The sequence below is a fragment of the Staphylococcus sp. GDY8P126P genome, assembly GCF_017891965.1.
Taxonomy (GTDB): Bacteria; Bacillota; Bacilli; order Staphylococcales; family Staphylococcaceae; genus Staphylococcus; species Staphylococcus saprophyticus.
The window spans coordinates 153,292-171,330 of record NZ_JAESKG010000004.1 but is presented as its reverse complement, the minus strand read 5'-3'; the positions used below and the strand labels follow the sequence as shown (position 1 = coordinate 171,330).

General features: G+C 32.9%; 19 protein-coding genes. 6 read left to right on the top strand and 13 right to left on the bottom strand.

Annotated elements, in window-relative coordinates:
- Positions 1 to 94: 94 nt before the first annotated feature.
- Entirely contained in the window at positions 95 to 1,003 is a 909-nt protein-coding gene (locus KA893_RS09050; protein ID WP_002482604.1) for an AEC family transporter, read from the bottom strand.
- A gap of 149 nt (positions 1,004 to 1,152) precedes the next feature.
- Here KA893_RS09050 and KA893_RS09045 point away from each other — a divergent pair, with 149 nt between their 5' ends.
- Both KA893_RS09045 and mspA read left to right on the top strand, forming a co-directional pair.
- Positions 1,153 to 1,329: an SE1832 family protein gene (locus tag KA893_RS09045; protein ID WP_002482603.1), complete on the top strand. Its 177-nt coding sequence runs from the start codon at positions 1,153 to 1,155 to the stop codon at positions 1,327 to 1,329.
- 64 nt (positions 1,330 to 1,393) lie between these two features.
- Positions 1,394 to 1,711: a membrane stabilizing protein MspA gene (gene mspA, locus KA893_RS09040; protein WP_037537921.1), complete on the top strand. Its 318-nt coding sequence runs from the start codon at positions 1,394 to 1,396 to the stop codon at positions 1,709 to 1,711.
- A gap of 344 nt (positions 1,712 to 2,055) precedes the next feature.
- Here mspA and KA893_RS09035 read toward each other — a convergent pair whose 3' ends face one another.
- The 3 genes from KA893_RS09035 to KA893_RS09025 all read right to left on the bottom strand — a co-directional run bounded on the left by KA893_RS09035 (position 2,056) and on the right by KA893_RS09025 (position 7,844).
- Entirely contained in the window at positions 2,056 to 5,229 is a 3,174-nt protein-coding gene (locus KA893_RS09035) for an efflux RND transporter permease subunit (RefSeq protein WP_210125753.1), read from the bottom strand.
- A 237-nt stretch (positions 5,230 to 5,466) separates the two neighbouring features.
- Positions 5,467 to 6,714: a lipid II:glycine glycyltransferase FemX gene (locus KA893_RS09030; RefSeq protein WP_002482600.1), complete on the bottom strand. Its 1,248-nt coding sequence runs from the start codon at positions 6,712 to 6,714 to the stop codon at positions 5,467 to 5,469.
- Positions 6,715 to 7,082: 368 nt separating this feature from the next.
- Positions 7,083 to 7,844, bottom strand: coding sequence for a VOC family protein (locus KA893_RS09025; protein WP_210125751.1), 762 nt, complete (start codon positions 7,842 to 7,844; stop codon positions 7,083 to 7,085).
- Positions 7,845 to 8,239: 395 nt separating this feature from the next.
- On the opposite strand from KA893_RS09025, the gene KA893_RS09020 reads away from it, so the two are divergent.
- Together KA893_RS09020 and KA893_RS09015 are read left to right on the top strand one after the other, a co-directional pair.
- Positions 8,240 to 8,671, top strand: coding sequence for a MarR family winged helix-turn-helix transcriptional regulator (locus tag KA893_RS09020; protein WP_037537915.1), 432 nt, complete (start codon positions 8,240 to 8,242; stop codon positions 8,669 to 8,671).
- A 4-nt stretch (positions 8,672 to 8,675) separates the two neighbouring features.
- A complete protein-coding gene (locus KA893_RS09015) occupies positions 8,676 to 9,887 on the top strand; it encodes an MFS transporter (protein ID WP_069821520.1) in 1,212 nt (403 codons plus the stop codon).
- 223 nt (positions 9,888 to 10,110) lie between these two features.
- Here KA893_RS09015 and KA893_RS09010 read toward each other — a convergent pair whose 3' ends face one another.
- The 7 genes from KA893_RS09010 to KA893_RS08980 all read right to left on the bottom strand — a co-directional run bounded on the left by KA893_RS09010 (position 10,111) and on the right by KA893_RS08980 (position 14,951).
- On the bottom strand, positions 10,111 to 10,461 hold the full coding sequence (locus KA893_RS09010; RefSeq protein WP_002482596.1) for a transcriptional regulator, SarA/Rot family: 351 nt from the start codon (positions 10,459 to 10,461) through the stop codon (positions 10,111 to 10,113).
- A 404-nt stretch (positions 10,462 to 10,865) separates the two neighbouring features.
- A complete protein-coding gene (gene moaA / locus KA893_RS09005; RefSeq protein WP_069821521.1) occupies positions 10,866 to 11,888 on the bottom strand; it encodes a GTP 3',8-cyclase MoaA in 1,023 nt (340 codons plus the stop codon).
- 14 nt (positions 11,889 to 11,902) lie between these two features.
- Positions 11,903 to 12,511 (bottom strand): molybdenum cofactor guanylyltransferase MobA, encoded by a 609-nt coding sequence (mobA, locus tag KA893_RS09000; RefSeq protein WP_002482594.1) that lies wholly within the window; start codon positions 12,509 to 12,511, stop codon positions 11,903 to 11,905.
- Between the two features lie 6 nt (positions 12,512 to 12,517).
- Complete coding sequence (gene moaD / locus KA893_RS08995; RefSeq protein WP_002482593.1) at positions 12,518 to 12,751, bottom strand: molybdopterin converting factor subunit 1; 234 nt, start codon at positions 12,749 to 12,751, stop codon at positions 12,518 to 12,520.
- A 5-nt stretch (positions 12,752 to 12,756) separates the two neighbouring features.
- Complete coding sequence (locus tag KA893_RS08990) at positions 12,757 to 13,203, bottom strand: molybdenum cofactor biosynthesis protein MoaE (protein ID WP_069821522.1); 447 nt, start codon at positions 13,201 to 13,203, stop codon at positions 12,757 to 12,759.
- Complete coding sequence (mobB, locus tag KA893_RS08985; protein ID WP_037537907.1) at positions 13,204 to 13,695, bottom strand: molybdopterin-guanine dinucleotide biosynthesis protein B; 492 nt, start codon at positions 13,693 to 13,695, stop codon at positions 13,204 to 13,206. It abuts the gene before it with no gap.
- On the bottom strand, positions 13,692 to 14,951 hold the full coding sequence (locus tag KA893_RS08980; protein ID WP_002482590.1) for a molybdopterin molybdotransferase MoeA: 1,260 nt from the start codon (positions 14,949 to 14,951) through the stop codon (positions 13,692 to 13,694). The genes mobB and KA893_RS08980 overlap by 4 nt, the downstream gene beginning before the upstream one ends.
- 64 nt (positions 14,952 to 15,015) lie before the next feature.
- Between KA893_RS08980 and moaC the strand changes: the two genes are divergently transcribed.
- Entirely contained in the window at positions 15,016 to 15,504 is a 489-nt protein-coding gene (moaC, locus tag KA893_RS08975) for a cyclic pyranopterin monophosphate synthase MoaC (RefSeq protein ID WP_210125749.1), read from the top strand.
- A 137-nt stretch (positions 15,505 to 15,641) separates the two neighbouring features.
- Here the strand turns inward: moaC and KA893_RS08970 are convergent, their stop codons facing one another.
- Together KA893_RS08970 and KA893_RS08965 are read right to left on the bottom strand one after the other, a co-directional pair.
- Complete coding sequence (locus tag KA893_RS08970; protein ID WP_069821523.1) at positions 15,642 to 16,142, bottom strand: MogA/MoaB family molybdenum cofactor biosynthesis protein; 501 nt, start codon at positions 16,140 to 16,142, stop codon at positions 15,642 to 15,644.
- 14 nt (positions 16,143 to 16,156) lie between these two features.
- Positions 16,157 to 17,161, bottom strand: coding sequence for a ThiF family adenylyltransferase (locus KA893_RS08965; protein WP_069826091.1), 1,005 nt, complete (start codon positions 17,159 to 17,161; stop codon positions 16,157 to 16,159).
- A 236-nt stretch (positions 17,162 to 17,397) separates the two neighbouring features.
- Between KA893_RS08965 and cudC the strand changes: the two genes are divergently transcribed.
- Positions 17,398 to 17,964: a choline uptake/conversion transcriptional regulator CudC gene (gene cudC / locus KA893_RS08960; protein WP_002482586.1), complete on the top strand. Its 567-nt coding sequence runs from the start codon at positions 17,398 to 17,400 to the stop codon at positions 17,962 to 17,964.
- Positions 17,965 to 18,039: the final 75 nt, after the last annotated feature.

Below are 18,039 nucleotides of genomic sequence, written 5' to 3'. Positions count from 1 at the left end.
ATTGCATAAATTAATACTTATTAAGAAACAAAACATGACCAATAATCGTTTTATATTGATCATGTTTCTTTTTATTATTAAATTTTAGAGCACTTTAAACAAACAACATCTGATAAATATACAAGATAATAATACTAATCACGATTGTTAAATTAGTAACCATCCCTACTAGAGGCAATGTTTTATATTTAAACTGAATTGAATAAGGTATAATCGCTACACCTACTGGTAAGAGCCATGCTACTTGTAATGTAGTCTTTATCATTTCATCATTCACTGGCAAGAAAAAGTGAACAAGTAAGCCAGCAATGATACCAAGACCATAATGCGCTACTAAATACTTAATAGCAATTGGTAAAAAGCGTTTATCTATACTAAAATTCAACATTAACCCTAGAAGTATCATTGATAATGGCATATTTGCACCTGATAATACAGAAAAGAAATCAATGACTGGGTCTGGAAAATGAATATTCATCATATTTAAAATAAACATAATAATATATGTCATAAGTGGTACAGACTTCAATAAATTTTTTCCTAAATATTTAAAATCAAAACTGTCTCCACCACTGCTAAAATAGCTTCCTACAAAATAAGTCACACCAAACATAATGATTGCGCCACCAATATCGGCCATACCAAAATAAATCATACCAGTTTCTGGCCAAATCGCCTCAACCAGAGGGTAAGCAAATAAGCCAATATTTAAAGAAGCCATCATCATACCTGTTGCACCACGAATTTGATTATCATATTTTATAAAGAACCATACAATTATTACTTTTGTAATGACACCATATAAAATCATCATAATAGGTAAAATAGATAACGAGACATCCAATTTAGCTTCATTCAAATTCACGATAACTAAAGAAGGCAACGTGACATTTAATACTAATGTCGACAGTACCTGGCTATCATTTGCTTTAAAGTAATTGATTCTTTTAAGCGTATAACCTAATGCAATGAGTAAAATAATTATGATAAATTGTTGTGTCACAATAATCCTTCTTTCACTAAGTTATTTCGTTTTCATTCTATTTTCATACCTTAACATATAAATTGGTTATTTTAGAAGCTTTCAATTTCATGTTATAATTCAATTCAAACTGGTGTAGGCGTTTTCTACCCGCAAAGGAGTGTGCGATAATGGATTTGAATGAAAAATTAGCTGAACTAAAATATGATTATGTTCGATTACAAGGTGACTTAGAAAAAAGAGAATCTGTTAATCAACAAGTCGACCCTTTAGTAAAGCAACTTGAAGAAATAGAAAAAGAAATTGCATCTGTACGTTCAGAAATTAGTCAAAAAGAACATAAATAACATCCTAGTAAATATTTTTTTTACATGCTAAGATTAAAGGCGAACATAGAAAGGATGTAACAATATGCTACTCTATCTTATCTTTTTACCAGTACTCTATCTAATCGTGTGTTACATAAGCATATTTAGAATGGATACGATTATCACGCGTATTTTGCGTATTATAATGGCCTTGCTCTTATTATTTGTTGTTGCAATTACGACATTATCATTCCCTGCAATTAATTGGTGGGTTTTCATCATATTATTATTATTAGTTGGTAATGTTGAAATCACTGCTTTCAAACATAGTAAGAAAGACCCAAAAGCGGTTCAAATCTTAAATATCATCAGTATTATATTATTTATAATCTATGCTATTTTAACATTAGTTTTATATTAATTGGTAATTCTGATACTCAAAAATATTTTAGCTATACGCTGTTTAATTAAAAGAGTCTGGGACATAAATTAGTTGTCTCAGACTCTTTTTCGTTTAGGCAGTAAATGACTGAATTGAAAATGTAAAGTATCACTGATTTAAAGAACTACTCATTTTCATAAATTGAAAAAGTAGTTCTTATGCAAAAATATATGAGGTATGTCACATAAAAATGCTAGTGAGACTTATGCATGAGCTTTAGCTCAGGTAAACATTTCAATCCTAGTCATCCTTGCCTTGATTGCATACGTGGGACTACGAAATCTCTATTTAAAAATTTGATTTCTGTCCCATTCCCTTATTTTTTATTTATTATGTTTTTGTCGATTCACTATTTTACGTTTAAGGGTAAACAATATTTCATATATAACCGGAACAACAATCAATGTTAGCAATGTAGATGAAATTAATCCACCTACAACCGTTGCAGCCATACCTTTTGAAATAATGATTGAACTATCTTCACCAAATAGCATTGGGGCTAGAGCACCGATTGTTGCAAGTGCCGTCATTAAAATTGGTCTGATACGCGTGCCACCCGCTTCTAATAACGCTGCTTTCATTTCAAGCCCTTGTTTTTCCTTATTAATCACTCTATCAATCAATACAATCGCGTTCGTTACTACGATCCCAATCAGCATTAACATACCTATCATACTTGTTACCGATATTGTCTCTCCCGTTATAACTAAAGCCACTACTACACCTATAATGGTATATGGTAATGAAAATAGAATTGTGAAAGGTGCCAGTGCGCCTTTAAATGTCAATACAAGCACTAGATATACAATGATAATAGCGGCTAACATAGCCATCGCTAATTGTGTTATGGCATTGCTAATATCTTCATTTGCACCACCAACGTTAACTTTTACATTGCTTGGTGTATCGATATGATTTACTTTCGACATTATTTTCTGTGATGTACCACCTACGTCATCATTTGTAATTTTAGCTGAAACGGTTGCGATTTCATCTCCAGCCTTCGTTTCAATTTTGTTTGGCGTTGTCGATTCTTCTAACTCAGCAATATCACTTAATTCCACAGACTGACCTGTAGGAGATTGCAACTCTGTGTTTTCTAACTTATCTTTTGACCAATCTGTTTGCTTATCTTCCTTAATTTTAACATCTATGGACTTCCCTTTTTCTTTAACAGTTGTCACACTTTCCTCAGGCGTATTCTGATTCAAGGTCATTGCTAACTGTGAAGCAGATAATCCATAACTTGCTGCCTTATTCTGATCTATTTTAATATTATATTGATCATAGGTTTGTGTTAAATCTGATTTAACATTTGCAGTCCCACTGACATCTTTTATTTCATCTTCAACTTTCTTCACTGAACCTTTAATTGATTCTAATGATGGACCACTAACAGTAATTTCTAAAGCATTATTACTGCCACCAGTACCCATATCTTGATTTGACCACTCACCAGGATGTTTGTATGTTTCAATATGCTGTAACACCTTATCGGGTTCTTCATCAAAATGAGGTGTGTTCGAATCGTACTCAACCATAATCGCCATACTATTAGAGTTACCAGTTGGATCATTAGGTGTTGGACCGCCAACTGAGTATTGAACTGTACGCACTTTATCTTTACTATTCAGATATTTTTGTACTTGCTCTGCATGGTCTAATACCCCTTTTTGCGTTTCTCCAGGTTTAGGCGTATAAGTTAATGCCATATATTTATCTTCACCCGTAGAAATAAAGCTAGTTCCTAGTTTAGCAGCCCCAAGTCCAATACTTGCAATTAATATAATTGTACTGATAATAATGACTATCCATTTATGATTTAATGACCAGTTCAAAACGGATTTATACTTTCTACCGATAAATCCTAACGATGTTTCCTGTTTATGCTGTATTACACCTTTTTTAAAGAAAGTAGCACTTAATGCAGGAACAATCGTAATAGATACAAGTAATGAAGCTAGTAAACTAAATGCGATTGCCAGTGCAAATGGTCTAAACATTTCTCCTACAGAGCCACTTACAAAAGCTAATGGCAAGAACACGACAATTGTAACAATCGTCGATGACATGATTGGTTTAAATACTTCGCTTGTAGCACTTACAATGAGTTGATCACCTTTAAGTGCTTCTGATTTATCAGATAATCGTCGGTAAATATTTTCAACAACAACGATAGAATCATCAATAACACGACCTATCGCAACAGTTAATGCTCCTAACGTTAAAATATTCAATGAAACATCTGATAATTTCAACGCAACCATTACAATTAAAATGGACATGGGTATAGATACAATTGAAATGGCAGTCGTTCTGATATTTCTTAAAAATAATAGAATTACGATAATCGCTACAATGGTACCTAGTGCAGCTTTCTCAATCATTGTATACAATGCATCTTCTATTGGTTTTGCTGTATCCATCACTTTTGTAGCAACCATTTTCGGATTGTCTTTTATAAATTGATCAATTTCTTTTTTTGTATCTTTGGCAACTTGAACAGTGTTTGCATCTTGTGCTTTTGTAATTTGAACATTAACTGCATCTTTACCGTTTGTTTTAGATATAGATGCCCGCTCATCGCCTGCAGATACTTGTGCAATTTCTTTTAATTTTACGGATGGTACTTCAGAATCACTTGATTGGCTACTCGATGCTGTAGTTGCAGATTGGGAAGCAGAAGCTTGTTGCTCAGCACCTTGACTTGACGCTCCGTCATCACCTTGAGATTGACTATCTCCTGCTGCTGCAGATAACGGAATGTCTAAATTTTCAAGTGCTTTAACGGATGTAAATTGACCATCAATAACGACAGATTTCTCAGTATCATTAAATTGAAATAGGCCTAGTGGTGTTTCACTTGTAGCACTTTTCAAATACTGTTGAACACGCTCTTTAGTTAACCCACTTGCTTCTAATTTATCTTGGTCAAATTTTATTGATACTTCTCGTGACGTCTGCCCATTAAGTTGCGCATTTTGGACCCCATCAATTGTTTGAAGTTTTGGTAATAACTGATTATTAATTTTTCGTGTTGTATCTTTTAAATCATTATCATTGGTAGTAAATGAATAAGCAACTATTGGAAAAGCATCTATAGAGCTTCTTGTTAACTCCGGCTCTTCAACATTCTCCCCAAATTTTATTTTATCTAACTCTTTTTTGAGGTCGTTCTCTGCTTTATCTAAATTAGTACCTTCATTATATTCAACCGTAACCATTGATGCATTCTGTATAGATTGAGCATTAACATTCTTAACACCTGCCATCGATCTAATTTGATCATCAATCTTATCACTTACATCTTCTTTTACTGTTTCTGGTGTAGCACCTGGCATGGAGGTTTGTACGGTAATCATTGGTGGCTCAACGTCAGGTAATAATTCTAATTTCATTTTGCTACTGGCATAAACACCGCCCAATATAACTAACAAAACCATTAAAAATATTGCAAATTTATTTCCTAATGAAAACTGCAATAATTTTTTTATCATGTGTTTTTCTCCTCTCACATATCCCTTTAACAGTTCTAATTTACCACAAGTATGGTCCTGAAAATATGTAGTTTATTAATTATAGACAATTTGTCCTGTGACATTTAGTTGAACTTTTAAATTTCAACATCACTATACGTATCATTATTCCATGGCAATCATAAAAAATGCGTGCTATAAAGTTGAATCAATGTATTCTAGCTCTATATAGCACGCGTCTATTTATTCTGAAATGCTTTATTTTTTTAATTTTCGAGACAGTTTAATTTTGGCTTTTGTAAGTTTTGGTTTAATATTCTCGATAATTTGATATAAAGGTGCATTTAACACATAGTCGAATTCACCAATTTTTTCACTTAAATATGTGCCCCAAACTTTTTTAAATGTCCATAAACCATAATGGTCTGAATCTTTATCAGGATTATTATCAGTTCCACCAAAGTCGTATGACGTTGCACCATGTTCTCTTGCATATTGCATCATAGCAAATTGCATATGGTGGTTTGGTAAGAAGTTACGATACTCATTTGATGAAGCCCCATATAAGTAGTAAGATTTTTTACCAGCAAACATTAATAAAGCACCTGATAAATAAATGCCTTCTGGATGCGTTGATTCTAAAGTAACCATTTCATCAATGAGTTCTTGAGTTTTGGTTATTTTATTATCAGCATCATTTATTTTATTAAGTGTCTTCTTATCCTGCTTTTTATCTGCAAGTTTTGCTTTTTCAACTTCTAGTTCATGCAATTCTTGTCTTAGATCTTCTAAAACAGGTTTAGGTTCTAACTTCACTAAAAACAACTCAGCATCCCCATCAGGGTGTAATGCATCATATATATTTTCAAAATAACTAATATCTCTAGTTAAAAAACCATCTCTTTCGCCTGTTATTTGCATTAAATTAGCAAATGTTTTCAAACCTTCTCTATTTGAACGTTCAACTGTAGTACCACGTTTTAAAGCTAATCTCACTTTTGAACGATTTCTACGTTCAAAACTTTGAATTAATGCTTCATCCGTTTTTTCTATTGGTGTAATCATAGTCATTCTTGGTTGAATATAATCTTTAGATAAGCCCTCTTTAAACCCTTTATGTTTAAACCCAAGCGCTCTTAAATTAGACAAAGCGTCTGCACCTTTATCTACTTCAACATCTGGATCAATTTTAATAGCATATGCTTTTTCTTCTTTGGCAATTTGCATTGCAGCTTCAAGTAAAGTTTCTAATGCCAACTTGTTACTATAATCTGTTACAAATCCTCTTGAAATATAGCACAGTGTATAAGGTAGTTTAGGTACTTTTTTAAATAGTAGTTGTGCTACCCCTACAATTTCATCGTCTTCTCCAACTGCGATACGTCTTGAGTACCATCCAGTTAATGTTTTAGTTTCTGCCCACTGCGTTAATTGTAATAAGTCACCTTGTGGGTGTGCTTTAACAAATGCATCATGTGCTTGATCTGTAATATTCATTTTTTCCATAAAAACTGATGTCTCCTTTATCAATTCAATACTTTGGTATTATACAATGCTTTTAGCAAACTTTCACATAGAATTCACTCATTTGATATACTATAATAAATTTAGAAATGAGGTGTAACTATGCGTAGTATTATTATTGGATTGTTTTTAATTATTAATTTAGTTTTCGTTATTCAAGCTTTTATTGAACCACTGACAATTTCATATTTAAGTCTAAGAATTATTTTAGCAGCATTAACTTTTGTTATATCTATTTACTTACTGTTATTGCGTACTAATAAGTTTTCCACTTATTTAACTATTTTAACACTTATTATTTCATTGATACACATATTCATTATCGCTCATAGTGCTTATATTTACATTTATTAATCTGCCTCAAATATATAACTTAACCCTCTTATAATTAAAGTATATGGAGAAGTCGTTTTACTATCTTTAATTGTTATTGATTTATATCCTGAGTTAGGACCATCACTTATTTTAAATATCAAATCATCATGTTTTAATTTAAGTATTGTGACTTTCTCATCTTCACTAACTATGTCCATATCAAACCAATGTTGCCATTTTTTCACAGTATGTGCGCGTTCGGTACTATGCAAATTAATGGATTTAATCATAAATTCTTTTTGGCGAAGTGCTTCTAATTTTTCATTCCTTTTTTGCTCGTTCTCATCCCACTGTATAAAGAACGGTGGCTTCACTCTATAGTCTGGATCTGCAATATATAATAATTTCCAGGATGTTTTATCACCTTTAATGTTTTCTCTGTGCATTTCAACCGGACCGATAACATCTATACCTTTTTCTTCTAAATCTTCCTTAAGTTGATTGATGTCAGCCGTACTTAAAGCTAATGTCTTCATTCCTTGACTATATTGGTCTTGCACAATTTTAGATGGGAATGATACACGCCCTTCATCCGATTTCACTATTTTTTGCAAAACTTCCGGTTTATAAACATCCAACAATTCTACGTAAGCATTTTCTAAATAAGCTAATCTATTAAATGTACCAAAACGCTCATGTTGTCCACCTTGGTTCAAAGTTAATAAATGACCTGGAAATTTAAAGTTCTCTAACTGATGAATATAATGGATAATATGATCTAATTTCAAATATTGCATTAATTTCTCTCCCCTAAGCTTCCTTTAGCTTCATCATAACAAATTGCATACGACTTTACTTCTCATAACACATCCATACAACTTTCTTTCATATTAAACTCACCAAATGTCGGCGCTTATTGTCACTTTTCCTCAACTATTTATACATTGACTCAATTACAAATGTGAGAAATGACAAATTTTCTGAAATTCCCACCAGCTTGCCCTCATTTCAATCACTATTTCTTCATTTATTATCAATGCATGATTTTTTATGTTCGCTTAAGTCTTTTTAACATCAAACAGGTTATAACTTGATTTTAAAAATAAAATACTATTGCTTTATCCTACAAAAAGGTTTACAATATTGTTTGTTGTTAAATAGGTTAGCCTAGCTAACTATTAAGGAGGATCTTATGGACTCACAAAGTATATTCAATCATCTAACAGCTATTTATAGACCCTACACTAAATTTTTCCAACCGGTATTTGAGGAATTTGATGTTTATCCCGCACAATGGTTGGTATTAAAAGATATTGCTCAAAACGCACCAACGACACTCGTTCAAATTTCAAAGCGTCGAGCAATTGAAAAACCAACTACAAGAAAGATTTTAAAAGTACTTTCTGATAAATCATTACTTACGATTGAACTTGGAGAAGATAAAAGAGAAAAATTATTATCTTTTTCTGAAAAAGGACAGCAACTTTATGGTGCAATCAATACACGTATATGTGATGTACAGGATAAAATTATTGAAAATACTGGTTTATCAGATGATGAACTTAACTATGCAATACAAGTCATTCAAAAGATCCATGAACAAATTATCAATATGGAGGAATAGTCAAATGAATCAATCCACTTCTCTGAAATCACCGATTTGGACAAAAAGTTTTAACATTAACTTTTTTACTAATTTTTTAATTAATCTATGTATGTATCTACTGATTGTTATTATTGCTAGTTATACAAAATCAGAGTACCACGCCTCAGATAGTGTTGCTGGACTAGTTACAGGGCTATTTATTATCGGCTCATTAATAGGTAGATTTACGACTGGTAAATATGTTAATAAAATTGGTCCTAAACGTATATTACTCATTGGTTTAGGCTTTTTATTAGTTACACAATTATTTTATTTTATAGAAGGTTCTTTAGCTTTCTTAATGGTAACTAGACTCTTTAATGGTATTGCTACAGGTATTACTACAACTGCTACAGGAACAATTGCAGCTTATGTCACACCAAATGACAGAAAGAGTGAAGGCATTAGCTTATTCTCCTTAAGTTTGGTCATAGGTGCAGCAATCGGACCATTCTTCGGTTTATTACTAATCAATAGCTTCCCTATTAAATTATTATTCACAATCTGCTTACTCTGTGGCATTATCAGCTTTATTATTTCTTTCTTTGTTAAATTACAATTTGAAGTAGAAAGTAACACAGAGTCTAAAAAGCAAACGACTCAATCTAAAAAATTCAATATTCACAATTATATTGCAAAAGAGGCTGTACCCGTTGCAATTATCATGTTGATTTCCGGTTTAACCTATTCATCAATTCTTACATTTCTTCAATTTTTTGCCCAAGAAATTAATCTTGTAACAATATCAAGTTACTTCTTTATATTCTATGCAATTGCTTCACTTATTACACGCCCAGTTGCTGGTCGATTAATGGATCAAAAAAACGAAAATGTAGTAGCTTATCCAGCATTCATATTCTTAATCATTACTTTCCTTACTTTAAGTATTACAAACAATGGTTGGTTACTCATAATTGCTGGTTTATGCTTAGGTGCTGGTTACGGCAATATTTCATCTTGTATGCAAGCCATTGCGATTAAAGTCTCACCGCCGGCTAAATATGGTATTGCGACTTCTACTTACTTTATTGGTCTTGATTTAGGTTTAGGATTTGGACCTTATGTATTAGGGTTCTTTACATCAGCTGTGAGCTACGCACAACTTTATGCAATAATGGCAATCATCGTTTTAATCACAGGGATCATTTACTACTTTGTACACGGCAGAAAAGTTAAAAATTTAAGTTCATTTTAATTAAAAAATTAGAGTCTGAGACACCGCTTGATGTCTCAGACTCTTTTTAGTTCGACAGTAAATAACTATAAAGTATATTTCCCTACGATATTAAGTTAGTAGATTTTCTGGATCAGTTAAGGTAATCCACTCCTAGCCATTCCTTATCGAATATAAACCCACAGAACTTTTATGGATATTTGATTGTAATCCTATCTGATTGTTTTAATTTATGTATATCACACTATTGTGCTATTTGAATTTTTTCAATTTCATTGATAATATCATCTAATAATTTACTCTGTATATCATTATAATAATAAAAAACTTGTCTTTCATCCGTTTCTGAACGCACTTTAGAAATGAGCTCTTTTTTATAAATTTTTCTAATAATAACGTCAATTTTACTCGTATCCCAAAGCATTTCAAAATGCAAGGTATCTCTTAACTCTTTACCGCTCATTTTCTTTGCTTCATACACTTTATACAATATGACAAATTCTTCTATTGATAAGCGATGTACAGATTTTAACCAATGTTTTAATTGACTTAATGCTCTTTCAGAATTTATAAAATATGATACTTTACTTTCCATAAAAAATGGCCTCCTTATTGACTACTCTCGTTGTGTTCTATGGCTTTATTTAATGAATAAGCTTCAAAAGTATTATATAACACTTTCTTCATTTAATCTATTATTTTTATTGAAACAGATAAATATTATCTTCAATTGAATATAATTTATATAATCTCAAATGAACATCTTAAAAAAATTTGTATTACTCAATATCTTTAGACATATATTAACAAATTTTATCTATTTTATATTTTGCGAAATTAAATATCATTAAAGGTTAAGCATCCTATCATTTTGACCTTGAAATTTATTAAAAAGGCAATTAAAATTAGGCATCTTTCCATTTTCAATTCAGTCATCTACTGCCTAAATGAAAAAAAATCTGAGACATCTATTTTGTCCCAGACTCATTTCATTTTTTATTATCCACCTATATAATTCATGTTTATTTTTTTACGTTTTCTATTTGCAACTGTTTGTTCAGTTCGTTCATCAGAATAGCGGTCATCTCTGATATTCCATAATGCTTTAAATTGTTCGAATAATTCATTATCAGTTGCGCCATTGCGCATAAATGACTTAACATTAAATCCATCTACAGTACTAAATAAACATCCATAAAACTTACCATCTGATGAAAGACGTGCACGTGTACAAGTAGAACAGAATGACTGAGAAACACTTGTTATCAAACCAAATTGTGCTTTATTATCTTTATGCTGATAATATTTTGCAACTTCACCATAATATTTCGGTGCCACTGGCTCAATATCAAAATTCTGCTCTATCATTTCAAGCATTTCGTCTTTTGACACAACTTTACTAAAGTCCCAACCATTATCATTACCAACGTCCATAAATTCAATAAATCGAATTTGTACATCTTTATCTTTAAAGTATTGCACCATAGGTACAATCTGGTCATCATTTACACCTTTTTGTACCACTACATTTACTTTCACTTGAAATCCTATAGCAACTGCATAATCAATTTGTTGTAAAATCGTAGAAGCCTTAATATTTCTATTGTTTATGGCTTGGAACACAGCATCGTCTATTGCATCTAGGCTGACATTGATACGTCTCAAGCCAGCATCGTATAATTTTTGACCGTGTTTTTTTAATAATAAACCATTTGTCGTTAAACCAATATCTTCTACACCTTCTAATTGATTTAACTGGTATATCAATTTATCTAAATCACGTCTTAGTAATGGTTCCCCACCTGTAATTCTTATTTTTTTCACGCCTAATTGCGTGTATACCTGTGCAATACGTACCATTTCATCAAAGGTAAGCAACTCATCTTTAGGTAAGAATACAAAGCCATCACCAAATATTTCTTTCGGCATGCAATAATCACAACGGAAATTGCAACGATCTGTAACTGACAGTCTTAAATCACGAATCGGACGTCCAAGTTTATCAGTTATTTGCTCTACCATAACATTAGGTCCCCTTATCTATTTAATATATCTTGTTGTAAAGAGTCCAAATCTTGTTGATAATTAATATTTTTGTACCAATAATCTGGTGATTCAATTAAATTTACATCTAACCAATCACTTTTCACTTTATTATAAACACTTTTCAAACTATAATCGTTTGAATTTAATGCATCATCAATATATGGCAATGTGTGCGGACTATAAAAAGCAATAGTCGGTATGGGTCTGCCCTTTTCCTTAAACCCAGCGATATCTAATTGGTCTTCTATAAGGTGTTCTACCATGAATTGATATAGTTTACTCACAGCTTTTTGAGAAATCATAGGTGTATCAACCGACACAACAAAGAACAGTTCCTCACTTTCATAATGCTGAATGACTGACTGAATACCTGCCAAAGGACCTTTATCCTTATTTTGATCTTCATCAATAATAATATCAGAATGATCAAATTGAGATGCTAATGTCTCATTTGTACTGATAATAACTTGATTAAACATATTTGTACCCTCTAAAACGTCAATAATACGCTTATAAAATGGTTGCGCATTTATTTGAGCAAAAGCCTTTGGTTCGCCGAATCTTTCTGATTGTCCTCCGGCAAGTATAATTGCTTTCATGTTTTTTTACCCTCCGCTAACTGGTGGAATTAATGCCACTGTATCATCTTGATGTACGATGTCATCACTTTTGACGAATTCTTCATTTACTGCAATTTGAAATTGCTTATCCTTGATTTGAGGATAACGTTCAAATAAATCTTTAGTAAAATCATCTACCGTAATATCATAACTTAAATCAATTGTTTCAGTCTGTTTAGCTAAAATTTCTTTTAATTCTGCAAAGTATAGTATTTTCATAATTACTATTCCCCCTCAACTGCATCATTGTGATTCCCATACTGATGCCCTTGCCATTGAGCGCCATCTTCCCATATTTCCTTTTTCCATATAGGCACAATTGCTTTGATTCGTTCGATGGCATATTCATTTGCGCGATATGCATCCTTTCGATGTGGCGAGGATACACTGATAAGTACAGCAATATCAGATATATTCAGTGGTCCAATTCTATGAACAATTGCTGTTTTTGTTCCAGGCCATTTCTGTGATATTTCGTCTCCAATTTGAGCGAGCTTCTTCTCAGCCATAGGAATATATGCTTCATATTCTAAGTATTCTGTTTTAACACCTTTCGTCCACTCTCTTACATGACCTGTAAAAACAACTACCGCGCCTTGATTTTCATCCAAGACATAATCTCTATATGGCTCAGTTTGTATCGGGTCACACTTCACTTCGAATTGCTTCATTTAATGCATTCCTTCTATTTTAAAATAATGAAATAGCCATTGATTATAAAGAGTCAATGCATCTGTTTCGGCCAAATTCACATAGTATTTTACATTCGTTAAATGGCTTAGACTTTGACGTTCTTTCTCATCTTGATAAACAACTACTTTATCGAATCGTGCAGATTTAAAGCCTTCTACGAGTATCACGTCACAATCTATTGTAACAGATTCGCTGATAATTTCCTCAAGACTTTGATTTTCTTTTCTTGTTACCGACTGTTGATAAGACTTACCTTGTACAATACTTTGATCAGCGCCTGCATTAAAATGTTTCATATGGTCAACTTGATCATTTTGTAATGTGATATCCGCTTCTTGATTAACTAATTGGTTAAATCCGTGATGTTTAACAGTTGCCACTGTTAACAAATGTGATTTTAAAAATTGGATTGTATGTGACATTAACGTCGTTTTTCCAGCGTTTTTATAACCCACAATTTGTAAAATCATATAAAACATGTCTTTTCGTATGTTTGTGATTCCGTCAATATGACGTTAACCGTATGTCCTTGACTATAGCCTCTCGTTCCACCTGGAAGCATAATCATAGCATTACTATGGGCTATCGCAACTACAGCGCCTGATTTATTAAACCCTGATGGTACTACCGTCATTTCTTTTCCATTCAACGTCGCTGTGGCACGTATAAATCTTGTAAATGGGTTCGCCTTTTTAAAATCTTCCATTAATGTCGCTTGTATTACTTGAGGATATATTGCATTAGCACCCATCATATGAAGTACTGCCGGTTTAACATATAACTCAAAACCAGTATAGCAAGCCGATGGATTCCCAGATAATCCAAATAGATAGGTTTCATTTGCAACTGCTACAGTCGTAACACTACCTGGTCGCATCGCTATTTTATTGAATAGTACTTCTGCATTTAATGCTTCATATATTTGTGGCAGATAATCGAAATCACCCACCGATACGCCACCAGTCGTAATGACAATATCATGTTTAGCCATTGCTTCTTTTACGACTTGAATACTACTGTCCAAATCATCTTCTTGAATTTGATATGCAATAGCACTTAACCCTAATTTTTGCGATAAGGCTGTAATCATAGGACCATTTGAATTCCTAATTTTCCCTGATTCTAAAGCATCATTCACATCCAATAACTCACTACCAGTAGCTATAACACCTACACTTGGCTTTTTATTTACTTTTACTTGTGTATAACCGTAAGTTGCTAATACAGCAATGGCACCGGAATTAATTAATTGTCCCTTTTGCAGTACGATATCTCCTATCTCTGTTTCCTCACCCTTTAAAGAAACATTTTCATTTGGCTCAAAGGGTTTTCTCAAAGTAAAACTATGTCCGTTTTCAACAGTTTGTTCTAACATAACCACTGCATCTGTACCTTCTGGTAGAGCAGCCCCTGTCATAATCCGAACCGCCTCGAAAGCGCCTACCGTTTTATCAGAAACAGATCCTGCACCAATATGATCAATCACATTAAAGCTTACACGTTGTTCACCACTAGCACCTACCGTATCCTTACTGCGAATAGCAAAGCCATCATAGGGAGATTTATTAAACCGTGGAATTTCATATGTCGCAATGATATCTTCGGCTAAAATATGATGGATACTCTCATTTAATGGAACTTCTACTTGTTGCGTATAAATCGATTGATTGACTACACGTTCAATTGCTTCACTTACAGGAATTGGCGTTCTTTTTTCTACTGGCATTTTAAATCTACTCCTTACATAAATTAATTTCGTGATATACTAAGAAACGATTAGGAGGGATATTTTGTCTGAATTTACGCATATAAATCACCAAGGCAATGCTAAAATGGTAGATGTTTCAGAAAAAAACATTTCTAAACGTACTGCAATTGCACATTCAAGTATCACAGTTAACTCGGAAATTTATAAACAAATTGTCGAACATACAAATCAAAAAGGGAATGTTTTAAATACTGCTCAAATTGCGGGGATTATGGCCGCTAAAAATACTGCAGATATTATTCCTATGTGTCACCCATTACCACTAACTGGCATAGATGTAACATTTGATTGGCAAGAAAATGAACAATCATACACACTTAATATACAGACGATTGTCTCTACTACAGGTAAAACTGGCGTTGAAATGGAAGCACTAACAGCTGCTACTACTGTTGCCCTTACCGTATATGACATGACAAAAGCATTAGATAAAAGTATGGTAATCGGTGAAACCTATCTGTTATCCAAATCAGGTGGGAAATCAGGCGACTATCAGCGCCAAGATAATTAAAGATAATGACTCCTTGAATTACCCAAAGTAAACTGAAGTCATGACCATCATTTTTTAGTAGAAACTATATAAACTGAGCGCGAAGTGTCGCAATTCTATTAAATAAATCAGAATTCAAGCTACACTTGGCGCTTTTGTTATTTAGTGATTTCATTCACTAGGTGATTTAATTCTGGTTTTATCAACTTGTTCAACGCTAATTTAACAGCGCCTGTTGAACCAGGAATGCTAAAAATCAACTTATCTCCAACTGCGCCTGCAATCGCTCTTGATAAAAGTGCGCGTGTTCCAGCATCTTCGGTATAACTCAAATATCTAAATAATTCACCAAAACCCTCAATTTCTTTTGTGATTAGTGCTGATACAGCTTCTATTGTAACGTCCCTCTGAGCAATCCCTGTACCACCAGTTGTAATAATGACATCTATATCTTCCTTTAACCATTCTTGTAGTTGTTTTTGAATTAAGTCTTGTTCATCTTTAACAATTCGATAATGCTCAGTAGCAATACTTACATTCAATTCAGAAAGTAGTGATTGAGCCAATTGGCCCCCCCTATCCGTTTCATAATCTCTTGTATCAGAAACGGTTAAAATAGCACATTTTATATCTTTGTCTAATTGCACATTTGTATGCACGATGCCCACCTCATTTATCCAAATAATTGATTTATTAATTTAATTGCTTCTTGTGGTTGCTTCATGCCATGTATCAGCATACGTCCACCTTTAAAACTGACGATACGATAACCTTTATATTGAAATTGAATGATATAAGGGTTACGTTTAAATGCGATTTTGTGTTGATTTAAAAATACACCTAGCATTTCCTGGGAAATATTAGGGTTTTCATATTGCACCGTATCTCTTCCACACAAACTAACATACTGACGTTTGGTTTCATTTAAATGGGGATATGTTGGATTTTGACCACAAGTTGGACAATTTGTTCTATATAATTTACTAAATCCAAAGCTAAAATGTGTACCTTCCCATAAATCACCATAAGTCAATTTAGTATCAGGCGTATGTTCTATCAATAGTTTCAATGCATCGCGTACTTGTAAACTTGTCGTCATCGTTACAGCGGGTTGTATAACACCTACCGTATCACACGTCATATTGATGGTTGGCAATTGTGGTACCATGCAATTAAAGCACGGTGTTGTGCCAGGTATAAATGCAGCTTCTATATAAGTACTTTGCACTACACCACCATAAATCCATGGTATATTCTGTTGATACGCATAGTCATTAATTAATTGCCGCGTTTCAAAATTATCTGTAGCATCTAAAATCAAAGAAATATTTGTAGCATGCGCTTCTAAAAATTGACGATCAACATGTGCGATATGACTGTGTATGACGACATCTTTACGAATTGCTAATAATTTTGTTTCTGCAGCAATGACCTTAGGCAATGCTGCATCTGCATCCGCTTCTGAAAATAATGTTTGCCTTTGAAGATTACTGTATTCAATATAATCTCTATCCACAATCGTAAGTTCACCTATGCCAGAGCGCACTAAACCCTCTGCAAGATGTGTACCTAAAGCACCCATACCAACAATAAGTACATGCTGTCTCTTAATTTTATCCTGTCCGTTTGATCCAATATGTTTAAATAACATTTGTCTTGAATATCGATCCTGTGTCACACGAATAACCCTCTCTTCACATCATTATTTCTATTATAAATCTTGGTCTCCAATGTAACAACGGTTTAAAATTAATATTGTTATAAAGTAGTGTTTCCCCTTATCTTTATTCAGCTCTAATGCGTGTTTTTATTTTATCTTTCATTAATATAGACAAGTATTTTCAACATTCTGAACATATCCTATTATCTTAACTTCATGGTACAATGAATCAAATATTATTTTGAGGTGAATTCATGGCGCGATCAAAAAACTTTGAACAACTATTAGAAGAAGCGAAAGATATCGTAATTAACTCTATTGGAGAAACAATGGATCTTTACGGTGTCAATCGGAGTGTAGGTAATCTTTATGGCACGATGGTTTTCGAACAAAAAAGCATGACATTAGATGAAATGCGTTATGAGTTACAAATGAGTAAACCAAGTATGAGTGCCGGTGTTAAACGACTACAAGAATTTGATGGTGTAAAGCAACAATTTATTAGAGGTAGCAGAAAACAACACTTTACAGCAGAAAAAGATTTCTTTACGTTTTTCGGTAATTTTTTCTCGCAAAAATGGAATCGTGAAATCAAATTAAATTTAGAAGCCATTCAACGAGCAGAAAAATTACTCTTCCCTATTATTGATTCTGAAGATGCAGAACCAGAATGGATTGAAGATGCCAATAAAATGTTAGAACAAATTGAACATTCCAAAGTCTATTATGCTTGGCTATCTACACTTTCCGAAGCACTACATTCCGGAGAAATTTTTGATTATTTTCCTATTCCAAATCAAACTAGCGCTTCACAAAGCTGATCAATATTTAACTAAAAAAGTACCCTTCTCCATTTCACTTTGTTGTGTAGGCTTTGAAGGGTACTTTATTAATGG